The 10,425-nt window shown below is 64.9% G+C and carries 14 protein-coding genes; 10 read left to right on the top strand and 4 right to left on the bottom strand.

From position 1 onward, the window contains the following. Both IVB01_RS16145 and IVB01_RS16140 read left to right on the top strand, forming a co-directional pair. Positions 1-509: GyrI-like domain-containing protein (locus tag IVB01_RS16145; RefSeq protein ID WP_247494689.1), on the top strand; the 509-nt coding region annotated here is incomplete at its 5' end. 5 nt (positions 510-514) lie between these two features. Next, the gene (locus IVB01_RS16140; protein WP_247280361.1) at positions 515-1,231 is read left to right on the top strand and encodes an SIMPL domain-containing protein; all 717 of its coding nucleotides are present in this window, start codon (positions 515-517) and stop codon (positions 1,229-1,231) included. A gap of 47 nt (positions 1,232-1,278) precedes the next feature. Here the strand turns inward: IVB01_RS16140 and IVB01_RS16135 are convergent, their stop codons facing one another. After that, the gene (locus tag IVB01_RS16135; RefSeq protein WP_247280336.1) at positions 1,279-2,343 is read right to left on the bottom strand and encodes an MBL fold metallo-hydrolase; all 1,065 of its coding nucleotides are present in this window, start codon (positions 2,341-2,343) and stop codon (positions 1,279-1,281) included. A 371-nt stretch (positions 2,344-2,714) separates the two neighbouring features. Here IVB01_RS16135 and ffh point away from each other — a divergent pair, with 371 nt between their 5' ends. The 7 genes from ffh (at position 2,715) to IVB01_RS16100 (ending at position 8,603) form a co-directional block, all read left to right on the top strand. Continuing rightward, positions 2,715-4,262: a signal recognition particle protein gene (gene ffh, locus IVB01_RS16130; protein WP_247494688.1), complete on the top strand. Its 1,548-nt coding sequence runs from the start codon at positions 2,715-2,717 to the stop codon at positions 4,260-4,262. Positions 4,263-4,347: 85 nt separating this feature from the next. Next, positions 4,348-4,680 (top strand): 30S ribosomal protein S16, encoded by a 333-nt coding sequence (gene rpsP, locus IVB01_RS16125; protein ID WP_011083313.1) that lies wholly within the window; start codon positions 4,348-4,350, stop codon positions 4,678-4,680. Between the two features lie 9 nt (positions 4,681-4,689). Then, a complete protein-coding gene (gene rimM, locus IVB01_RS16120; RefSeq protein WP_247280338.1) occupies positions 4,690-5,229 on the top strand; it encodes a ribosome maturation factor RimM in 540 nt (179 codons plus the stop codon). Between the two features lie 6 nt (positions 5,230-5,235). Beyond that, positions 5,236-5,991, top strand: coding sequence for a tRNA (guanosine(37)-N1)-methyltransferase TrmD (trmD, locus tag IVB01_RS16115; protein ID WP_247280339.1), 756 nt, complete (start codon positions 5,236-5,238; stop codon positions 5,989-5,991). Between the two features lie 109 nt (positions 5,992-6,100). Further along, entirely contained in the window at positions 6,101-6,481 is a 381-nt protein-coding gene (gene rplS / locus IVB01_RS16110) for a 50S ribosomal protein L19 (protein ID WP_027573014.1), read from the top strand. Between the two features lie 413 nt (positions 6,482-6,894). After that, positions 6,895-8,301: a 3-isopropylmalate dehydratase large subunit gene (leuC, locus tag IVB01_RS16105; RefSeq protein WP_247280340.1), complete on the top strand. Its 1,407-nt coding sequence runs from the start codon at positions 6,895-6,897 to the stop codon at positions 8,299-8,301. 92 nt (positions 8,302-8,393) lie between these two features. Beyond that, positions 8,394-8,603: a hypothetical protein gene (locus tag IVB01_RS16100; RefSeq protein WP_247280341.1), complete on the top strand. Its 210-nt coding sequence runs from the start codon at positions 8,394-8,396 to the stop codon at positions 8,601-8,603. Positions 8,604-8,706: 103 nt separating this feature from the next. Here IVB01_RS16100 and IVB01_RS16095 read toward each other — a convergent pair whose 3' ends face one another. Then, on the bottom strand, positions 8,707-9,279 hold the full coding sequence (locus tag IVB01_RS16095) for a hypothetical protein (RefSeq protein ID WP_247280342.1): 573 nt from the start codon (positions 9,277-9,279) through the stop codon (positions 8,707-8,709). A gap of 180 nt (positions 9,280-9,459) precedes the next feature. Between IVB01_RS16095 and IVB01_RS16090 the strand changes: the two genes are divergently transcribed. Next, positions 9,460-9,759 carry a DUF1330 domain-containing protein gene (locus IVB01_RS16090; RefSeq protein WP_247280343.1) on the top strand — a complete coding sequence of 100 codons (300 nt, stop codon included), beginning with the start codon at positions 9,460-9,462 and terminating at the stop codon, positions 9,757-9,759. Between the two features lie 4 nt (positions 9,760-9,763). On the opposite strand, the gene IVB01_RS16085 is transcribed toward IVB01_RS16090, so the two are convergent. Together IVB01_RS16085 and IVB01_RS16080 are read right to left on the bottom strand one after the other, a co-directional pair. Continuing rightward, positions 9,764-10,018 (bottom strand): hypothetical protein, encoded by a 255-nt coding sequence (locus tag IVB01_RS16085; protein ID WP_247421246.1) that lies wholly within the window; start codon positions 10,016-10,018, stop codon positions 9,764-9,766. Between the two features lie 50 nt (positions 10,019-10,068). Then, a complete protein-coding gene (locus tag IVB01_RS16080) occupies positions 10,069-10,347 on the bottom strand; it encodes a hypothetical protein (RefSeq protein ID WP_247280362.1) in 279 nt (92 codons plus the stop codon). Positions 10,348-10,425: the final 78 nt, after the last annotated feature.

The following is a 10,425-nucleotide window of genomic DNA, read 5'->3' as shown; positions in this document are numbered from 1 at the left end:
GGGGTTGGGCGGGGGCGGCGGCCGCCACCCCCGCCCCGGTACAGACTGCCGATCCGTTTGGCCTCGAGACCGTGCTCGAGCCCAAGAAGGTCGTGATGGTCAAGGGCACTGCCAATTGGGACTCGGCCTTCGACACCCTGATCGACGCCTTCAAGGCGCTGAACACGCTCCTGGACAAGCAGGGCATCAAGCATGCCGGCAATTCGATGATCGTCTACACCTCCACCGACGACACCGGCTTCACCTTCCTCGCCGAGATCCCGGTCGAGCAGGATCCGAAGAACCTGCCCAAGGACATGAGCATCGGCAAATCGCCGGAGGGCAAGGCGCTTAAATTCGTCCATCGCGGCTCCTACGACAACATGGACAACACCTATGAGGCGATCACCAATCACCTCGACGACAAGAGGCTGGAAGCCAAGGATACCTTCATCGAGGAGTACCTCACCGATCCCCTGAAGACGGCCGAGGACAAGCTCGTGATCAACGTTTTCGTGCCGCTGAAGTGAGAATGATGAAAAAGCTTGCCGTCCTTTTTGCTCCACTCGCCGCCGTTTTCGCCGCAACGCTGCTGGCGGCCCCCGCCCGCGCCGACGATTTTCCGTCAGCCATTTCGGTGAGCGGCGAAGCCACGATTTCCGCCGCCCCCGATCTCGCGCAGATCGACGCCGGGGTCGCCAACGATGCCAAAACGGCGAAGGAAGCCTCCGATGCCAACAACGCCGCGATGGGCAAGGTGCTGCTGGCGCTGAAGGGCGCCGGGATTGCCGAGAAGGATTATCAGACCTCGCGCCTGTCGCTCCAGCCGCAATACGGCCAGAACAAATCCACCGGCGCCTCGCCCGTGGTCGGCTTCCGCGCCTCCAACCGTGTCACCGTGAAAATTCGCGACGTGACCAAAGTCGCAGGCATCATCGACACGCTGGTCAGCGCCGGCGCCAACGACATCGGCAATATCTCCTTCGAGGTGACGCAGGCCTCGAAACTGCTCGATGATGCGCGCGAGCAGGCAGTCGCTGATGCCCGCCGCAAGGCGGAGATTTACGCCAAAGCCACCGGCGTCACGCTAGGGGCGCCGCTCAGCGTCACCGAGGGTGGCGGCCCGGTGCCGCTGTTCAAAGGCCGCGTCGCTGCGGCTCCGATGGCTGCACCCGCAGCCGTCGCGCCCGGCGAGGAGACGCTGACGGTGACGGTGAATGTGAGCTGGGCGATCAAGCCGAAAGAGCAATGACTGGTGTCCCGGATGCACCTCCGGGGCACGAGCAGTTTGCCGGCACGCTAAATCTCCACCACCTGTCCCGGCAGCATCGCCACGAACCGCTCTTGCGGAATCTTCGCAGCATCCAGCGCTTCGACCAGCGCCTTTGCCGGCGCATCGATTGCCTCATCCGTCAGCTGGAACGTGCCGTGATGATGCCCGAGCGCTTCCTGCGCGCCGCAATCCGCGAGCGCCTTCACGGCATCTTCCGGATTCATGTGCTGGTCACGCATGAACCAGCGCGGCTCGTAGGCACCGATGGGAAGGATCGCAAGCCGCAGCGGCCCATGCTTCTCCGCGACGCGGCGGAAATGCCTGCCCTCGCCATAGCCGGAATCGCAGACGACGTAGATCTTGCCGGCCGGCGTCTCCAGCACGAAGCTCGCCCATAGCGCCTTGTTGCGATCGAACACACCGCGCGCCGTCCAGTGCCGGGTCGGAACCAGATGCACGGCGATGCCGCCACCGAGCTCGACGCGGTCGTGCCAGTCGAACGCCTCCACCTTGATCGTGGGATCCCAGCTTCGAATCGTCACGTCGTTGCCGAGCGGGGTGACGACGCGCGGCGCAAAGTTCTTGGCGAGCCGCGATAGCGTCGAGATGTCCAGGTGATCGTAGTGGCCGTGCGAGACCAGCACGACGTCGATCTTGGGCAAACGTTCGAAGGCAATGCCGGGATCGTTGTGCCGCTTCGGCCCGGCCCAGGCGACCGGCGAGACCCGCATCGACCAGACGGGATCGACCAGGATGTTGAGGCCGCCGGTCTGGATCAGCCAGCTGGCGTGGCCGACGAAGGAGAGCCGCACCTTGTCGCCGTCGACCCGCGCCGGCGGGGTGTCGGCATGGGGGCTGGGGGCCCAATCCGGCCATTCCGCGCGCTGCCGCTTGCCGCCGAATTGCCAGCGCAGCACCTCTCGAAGCGATTTCGGCGGCGCGCCGTCGGGATCGAAGAAGTGCAGACCGTTGAAATGGTCGGAGGCCGGACCATCATAGGTTTTCATGCGAGACATCCAAAGGGACGGAATTGCGACGAGCGCGCCGGCCCCGGCAAGCAGTCCGAACAGGCGACGGCGGGTGATCGGCACGGCGGCTCAGGGATGATAGCGGAGGTCAGTCATGGCCTTCTATATGGGCAGCCCTAGGAAATGGAACCACCCGGCAAAAGGGCACTAAATTTCAGGACCTTGTCCTGGCAAAGGCGCCGCGGCACCCTAACTTTCCTTGACTTTTGGGCGTGAGCGGCGTTTAACCCCGCCACTTTCTCGGAAAGGCTTTCTTTTCGACCCGCCGACTGGCCCTGGAGGCCGGAGGTCAACGCCCGACAGCGCTGTGCGCCCTCGGGCGCAAAGGTGTTTGGAAGATCGTCTGTCCAAGGAAGAGGTCATGCCCCGCCTTCGCGGGCATGACACGGGAATAACGAAGCGCCCCCTCACGGCGCAGCAACAGGACAAGTGCATTGTTCGACAATCTGTCGGAACGGCTTGGCGGCATCCTCGATCGTCTGACGGGGCGCGGGGCGCTGACCGAAAAGGACGTCGACGCCGCGATGCGCGAGGTGCGCCGCGCGCTGCTGGAGGCCGATGTCGCGTTGGAGGTGGTGCGCAGCTTCACCGAACGCGTCCGTGAGCAGGCGATCGGCGCTACCGTCGTCAAGTCGGTCACACCAGGCCAGATGGTGGTCAAGATCGTCCATGACGAGCTGATCAACACGCTCGGCGCCGAAAGCCAGACCATCGACGTCAATTCCGTGCCGCCGGTGCCGATCATGATGGTCGGCCTGCAAGGCTCCGGTAAGACCACCACCACCGCCAAGCTCGCCCGCCGCCTGGTCCAGCGCGACAAGCGCAAGGTGCTGATGGCTTCGCTCGACGTCTATCGCCCGGCGGCGATGGAGCAACTGGCCGTGCTCGGCCGCGATCTCGACATTCCAACGCTCCCCATCGTCGCAGGCCAGCAGCCGCCGCAGATCGCGAAGCGCGCGCTGGAGGCCGGCAAGCTCGGCGGCTACGACATCGTGCTGCTCGATACCGCCGGCCGCACCACGCTCGACGAAGAGATGATGGCGGAGGCGGCCGCGATCAAAGCCGCGGCCAATCCGCATGAAGTGCTGCTGGTCGCCGACAGCCTCACGGGCCAGGACGCCGTGAATCTCGCGCGCTCGTTCGATCAGCGCGTCGGCCTCACCGGTATCGTGCTGACCCGCGTCGACGGCGACGGCCGCGGTGGCGCCGCGCTGTCGATGCGCGCCGTCACCGGCAAGCCGATCAAGCTGATCGGCACCGGCGAAAAGACCGATGCGCTGGAGGATTTCCATCCTGATCGTATCGCCGGCCGCATCCTCGGCATGGGCGACGTCGTCTCGCTGGTCGAGCGCGCCGCCGCCAACATCGACGCCGAGAAGGCCGCGCGCACCGCCGAGCGCATGCGCAAGGGTCAGTTCGACCTCAACGACATGCGCGAGCAGCTGTTGCAGATGTCCAACATGGGCGGCATCAGCGGGCTAATGGGCATGATGCCCGGCATCTCCAAGATGAAGAACCCGATCGCGGCCGCCGGCATCGACGACAAGATCCTGAAGCGCCAGGTCGCGATCATCGATTCCATGACGCGCGAGGAGCGCCGTCACCCCGACGTCCTGAAAGCGAGCCGCAAGAAGCGCATCGCTGCAGGGAGCGGCCAGAGCGTCCAGCACGTGAACAAGCTCCTGAAGATGCACCGGAACATGGCCGACGTGATGAAGGCCATGGGCTCGGGCAAGCGCGGCCCGCTCGCCGGCATCGCGCAGGCCATGGGCTTTGGCGGCGGCATGAAGATGCCGTCTCCGGAAGAGATGAAGGCTCTTCAGGAGAAGATGCAGAGCGGCGGCGGACAGGGCCTGCCGAGCCTGCCGAAGGATTTGCCGGCTGGTCTTCGCACCGGCCTGCCCAACGTTCCCGGACTGACTGGGCTCAGCGGCAAGCCGATGCTGCCGGGCCTCGGCGATTTCCCGGGCAAGAAGAAATGAGGAATTCGTCGCACGGGATCGCAAGCGTCCCGCGCAACGCGGAATACCAATCAACCCAACAGACTGTACTTTGAAGGAGAACTTGATGTCCGTCGTTATCCGCCTCGCCCGTGCAGGCACCAAGAAGCGTCCCGTCTATCATGTCGTCGTCGCCGATTCGCGCTTTCCGCGCGATGGCCGCTTCATCGAGCGTCTCGGTTATTTCAACCCGCTGCTGCCGAAGGACAACGAGGCCCGCCTCAAGCTCGACATGGAGAAGGTGAAGGCCTGGGTCGCCAAGGGCGCGCAGCCGTCGGACCGCGTGTCTCGCTTCCTCGACGCCGCCGGCGTCAAGAAGCGCGAAGCGCGCAACAACCCGCAGAAGGCCGTGCCGCGCAAGGAGCGCAAGGCGCAGGCCGAAGCCGCCGCGAAGGGTTAAGGCCAGACCATGCCGGCGCTGGTCTGCGTCGCGCGGATCGGCGCCGCGCACGGGGTGCGCGGTGCGGTCAAATTGTGGACCTTCACCGAAGATCCCTTTGCTATCAGGCGCTACGGTCCGCTGCTGTCCAAGGACGGCAAGCGCCAGTTTGAGGTCGCAACGGCGCGCGAGGCCAAAGATCATCTCGTCGCGACGTTCACGGGGGTCACGACCCGCGATGAGGCCGAACGGCTCAACGGCATCGAGCTCTACGTCCCGCGCGACAAGCTGCCCGCGACCGACGCGGACGAATATTACCACACCGACCTGATCGGGCTCGCCGCCGTCACCACGGGCGGCGAGGCGCTCGGCCGCGTGCTCGCGATCCATAATTTCGGCGCCGGCGACATCATCGAGATCGCTCCGCTCATGGGCACGACGCTGCTGCTGCCGTTCTCCAACGCGGTGGTGCCTGAGGTCGATATCGCCGGCGGGCGTGTGGTCATCGCCCTGCCGCAGGAGATTCAGGGCGAGGACCCTACCGCTAGTCGTCCCGGCGAAGGTAATTGAGATGCAATGACCACCCCCTCACCCTGGCGCGCGACGGTGCTGACGCTGTTTCCGGACATGTTTCCCGGGCCGCTCGGCGTGAGCCTGGCCGGCCGGGCGCTGGCGGGCGGGCTTTGGCAACTCGAGGCGCGGGACATCCGGGCCTCCGCCACCGACCGTCACCGCAGCGTCGACGACACCCCGGCCGGCGGCGGGCCGGGCATGGTGCTGCGGGCGGATGTCCTGGCCGCCGCCATCGATGCCGCTGAAATCAGCCCGGATCGGCCCCGTCTGCTGATGAGCCCGCGCGGTCGGCCATTGACCCAGGCCCGCGTTGTGGAACTGGCCAGGGGTCCCGGCCCTCTCATCGTCTGCGGACGGTTCGAGGGGGTGGACCAGCGGGTAATCGACGGGAGAGGCCTGGAGGAGGTCTCGATCGGCGATTACGTGCTGTCCGGGGGCGAAATCGCCGCGTTAGCCGTGATTGACGCCTGCGTCCGGCTGCTGCCGGGGGTGATGGGCAAGGAGACCTCGGGAACCGAGGAAAGCTTTTCGGACGGCCTGCTCGAATACCCGCAATACACCCGCCCGCAGCTGTTCGAAGGGGCTCCGATCCCGGAGATCCTGACCTCCGGCGACCACGCCAAGGTCGCGGCTTGGCGGCGGGCGCAATCCGAGGCGTTGACGGCGGCCCGGCGGCCGGATTTGTGGGCCCAGATCCCGAGCAAGGCCCCGAATCGGGCCGGGCGCCAAAAAACGCCAAAAAACAAGACGGACGGGTGACAAACGCTCCGGCTTGCCTTATAGGAGCGGCCACATCCGCAATGGCTGGATAGACGAATTTCGCGCAGCCCCCGTTGAAAAGGCTGGGCGCGCCGATGGAGATTTACCCATGAACCTGATCAAGCAGCTCGAACAAGAGCAATTCGACAAGCTGTCCGCCGGCAAGGACATCCCGGAATTCGGCCCCGGCGACACGGTGATCGTCAACGTGAAGGTCGTCGAAGGCGACCGCACCCGCGTGCAGGCCTATGAAGGCGTCTGCATCGGCCGTTCCGGCGGTGGCCTCAACGAGAGCTTCACCGTGCGCAAGATCTCCTATGGCGAGGGCGTGGAGCGTGTGTTCCCGGTGATGTCGCCGATGATCGACTCGATCAAGGTGGTGCGCCGCGGCAAGGTGCGCCGCGCCAAGCTCTATTACCTCCGCAACCTTCGCGGCAAGTCGGCCCGCATCGTCGAGAAGCAGGACCGCGCGGCTGCCGTCGGCGAGTAAGCTTCGCCACCAGGCAAGTTTCGAAAAGCGCGGGGCTCGGCTCCGCGCTTTTTTTGTTTCCCCGCGCTGTCATTGCGAGGAGCCCTTGCGACGAAGCAATCCAGACTGTCTCCGCGGACGCATTTCTGGATTGCTTCGCTGCGGTCGCAATGACGACGCCGCTAAGCTCTCGCGCTTTAACTTCCGCGTGCTATATATCTCTAGAATGTTTCCAGATCTGACCAGCCTCGCCCCCGTCAAGCGCATCGTCATCGACGATCGCTCGCGGCTGCCTGGCCGGTTCTTCGGACGCTTCGCGACCTCGGCAACGTCAGAGCTTACGCGCGCAGCTTAAAAGCTGCGCCGACGATTTTGTTGCCCACGCGCCAAGTGCGCCTATCCGCTTACACAGCATTCCTTCGGAGCTGACGCTCATGTCCAAGCCGACCACATTGTACGACAAGATCTGGAACGACCATCTGGTGCACGAAGCCGAGGACGGCACCTGCCTGCTCTATATCGATCGCCACCTGGTGCACGAGGTGACCTCGCCGCAGGCGTTCGAAGGCCTGCGCGCCACGGGTCGCAAGGTGCACGCGCCCGAGAAGACGCTCGCCGTCGTCGATCACAACGTGCCGACCACCGACCGCACCAAGCCGAACCCGGACCCGGAAAGCATCGAGCAGATCAAGGCGCTGGCTGAGAACGCCAAGGAATTCGGCATCGAATATTACAACGAGTTCGATAAGCGCCAGGGCATCGTTCACGTCATCGGCCCCGAGCAGGGCTTTACGCTGCCCGGCACCACCATCGTCTGCGGTGACAGCCACACCTCGACGCACGGCGCGTTCGGCGCGCTCGCGCATGGCATCGGCACGAGCGAGGTCGAGCACGTGCTGGCGACGCAGACGCTGATCCAGAAAAAAGCGAAGAACATGCGCGTCACCGTCGATGGCAAATTGCCTGACGGCGTGACGGGCAAGGACATCATCCTGGCCATCATCGGTGAGATCGGCACCGCCGGCGGCACCGGCTACGTGCTGGAATATGCGGGCGAAGCGATCCGCGCGCTCAGCATGGAAGGCCGCATGACGGTCTGCAACATGTCGATTGAAGGCGGCGCCCGCGCCGGTCTCGTCGCACCCGACCAGAAGGCCTACGACTTCCTGCGCGACCGGCCGAAGGCGCCGAAGGGCGCGGCCTGGGACGCGGCAATGCGCTATTGGGAGACACTGCGTTCCGACGAAGGCGCGCATTTCGACCACGAGCTGCGGCTCGACGCCGCAAAGCTGCCGCCGATCGTGACCTGGGGCACGAGCCCGGAGGACGTCATCTCGGTGACCGGCATCGTGCCCGACCCCGACAAGATCGAGGACGAGGCCAAGCGCATCTCCAAGCATCGTGCGCTCAAGTATATGGGCCTGACGGCGGGAACGAAGATCACCGACATCAAGCTCGACCGCGTCTTCATCGGCTCCTGCACCAATGGCCGGATCGAGGATTTGCGCGCCGCCGCCAAGATCGCGGAAGGCAAGCAGGTCTCTGGCCACGTCAATGCGATGGTGGTGCCGGGCTCGGGCATCGTGAAGGAGCAGGCCGAAGCTGAAGGTCTCGACAAGATCTTCATCAAGGCCGGCTTCGAGTGGCGCGAGCCGGGCTGCTCGATGTGCCTCGCCATGAACCCGGACAAGCTGAAGCCGGAAGAGCGCTGCGCCTCGACCTCGAACCGCAACTTCGAAGGCCGTCAGGGCTTCAAGGGCCGCACCCATCTGGTGTCGCCGGCGATGGCGGCAGCGGCGGCGATCGCGGGTCACTTCGTCGACGTCAGGGACTGGCGCTGAGCTGCTCCCTGCAATTATAGCGATCGCGGCAAGCTGCCCTTAATCGGCAGCGCCGACATTGCGTCCTCGCGGATTTCGCGAGGACGCAAGCCATGGCCGACAAGCCGGAATATGTCGATTTGATCAGCGAGGCCACGCGCCAGCACCGCCGGCGCGCAACGCCGCTGCGCATCGTTGCCAAGCCCGAGGTCGAGGAAACCTCGAAGCTCAGCCGCTGGCCGCCGGCGATGTTCAGGCAATGGAAGCTTGAGAATTTGCGGCGGTGGAAATCCGCGTCGTGGAAGCTGAAGGATTGGCTGTAGGCCACGCTGTCATTCCGGGGTGGCGCGGAAGCGCCAGACCCGGAATCTCGAGATTCCGGGTTCGATGCTTCGCATCGCCCCGGAATGACGGTGCTAACTCACATCACCAATACCGGTACGGATAGTGCCAGCGGGGCCAGCGGCAAACGCGGCGCGGGCCGTAATAGGTCCAGATGATCCGGCAGCGGCGCGGATAATGGTAGTAGGGATAATAGCCGCCATAATAATAGCGCCGGTGGAAGTGACGGTAGCCGTAATAGGGGCGGTGATAGCCCCAGTGACGGTGATAGCCGCCATAGCCGCCGTAGCGAACGCCGCCATAGCGATAGCCGCCGATATGGCTGTGAAAGGCCGGCGCGGCGCGGAAGGCGCCGATATGGCCGCCACGAAATCCACCGCCGCGGAAGCCGCCGATATGTCCTCCGCCGCCATGGAAGCCGCCACCGCGGAAGCCTCCGCCGTGAAAGCCGCCACCATGTCCGCCGTGCCCGCCGCCGTGGCTAACCTGCGTGACGAGATCGTCGGCTGCAGCCTTCGTCGCGGGCGACGTGGCCGGATTGATCAACGTGAGTGCTTCAGCGCGACGCGCGGTGCCGGCCGACAGCATCAGCGCCGTGGCGGCCGCAATTCCGAGCAAGCGCATCGGGCTTGCCTTGAGACCTGATGTCCTCAGCATAGAATCCTCCCTAAATCTGGACAGCGCAGTTGCGGCGCGACGTCTTGGCCGCGCCAAACGCTGTTCAATTGCGGTCGCTCCCTGGATTAGACTGAGGAGACCGATGTGAACGCCCCATGAATGAACGACGCTGGGCTTCGCGATGCGACGCAGTGCCGCGACGGAAGGAGTTTTTTGGAAATGACTGTCTACGCGATTGCGCAATTGAAGATGACAGACCGCGCGGCCTATGACCGTTATCAGGCGCGCTTCTTCGACGTGTTCAAGAAGTATGGCGGAAAGCTGCTCGCCGCGGACGAACATCCGCGCGTGCTCGAAGGCGCATGGCCGCATGACAAGATTGTCATGATGTCATTCCCGGATGAGGCTGCGTTCCTCGCCTTCTCGAACGCACCAGACTACGAGGAAATCTCGCGCGACCGCAAAGCGGGTGCGCAGGCGACGGTACTTCTGGTCAAGGGATTTGCGCCAGACCGCTAACGCGTCACCACCACGGCCCGTAGCCGAACACGAAGGGAGCAGGCACCGCGTAGGGATAGGGACGGTAGTGGACCGGCCGCGCGTAATAGCGTGGATCATGGCGCGCAGCCGGCCGCACCATGTCATGGGTTCGCGCGTGTCGTCGCACATCGAAAACCGCGATCCCGGCCGCGGCCTCCGGCACCCTTCGCGCAGTGGAAGCGCGCGGCAGACCGGCGGCAAGCGCGACGGCAACGGCTAATGCAATCCATCTCGCCATGACGACCCCCACGAGGCCACCGTTCGTTGGCGCGGGCAGTGAACCTGGCATCAGCCCCGGCGCCAGTAACAGCTCACACGCGGCACGATCACCGTGCCGCTCGGGCGGTACTCCTGCACATAGGTGGCGTTGCACACGCGGACTGCGTCGGGGCCCGGATTGTAGCGCGGATAGACACCGTCCGGGCTGTAATAGGGCGTGACGCGCAGGCGTGCCGGGGCCCGCTTGCGCGGCGGGGGAACGTCGTCCGGCGAGGCGGCCTGGGCGAGACGGATCTCGGGGGCGGTCTGCGCCTCGGCGCCAACGCAAAACTGCGAAAACAACCCCATGCACAGTAGCGTCAGCGCTGTTTTCGCTCGCATTTTTCCGCCCACTTGAAACGTCCCATTCGAGGTCCCACGCTCCCC

The organism is Bradyrhizobium sp. 164 (assembly GCF_023073715.1).
Lineage (GTDB): Bacteria > Pseudomonadota > Alphaproteobacteria > Rhizobiales > Xanthobacteraceae > Bradyrhizobium.
This window is presented reverse-complemented; position numbering and strand designations above follow the sequence as displayed.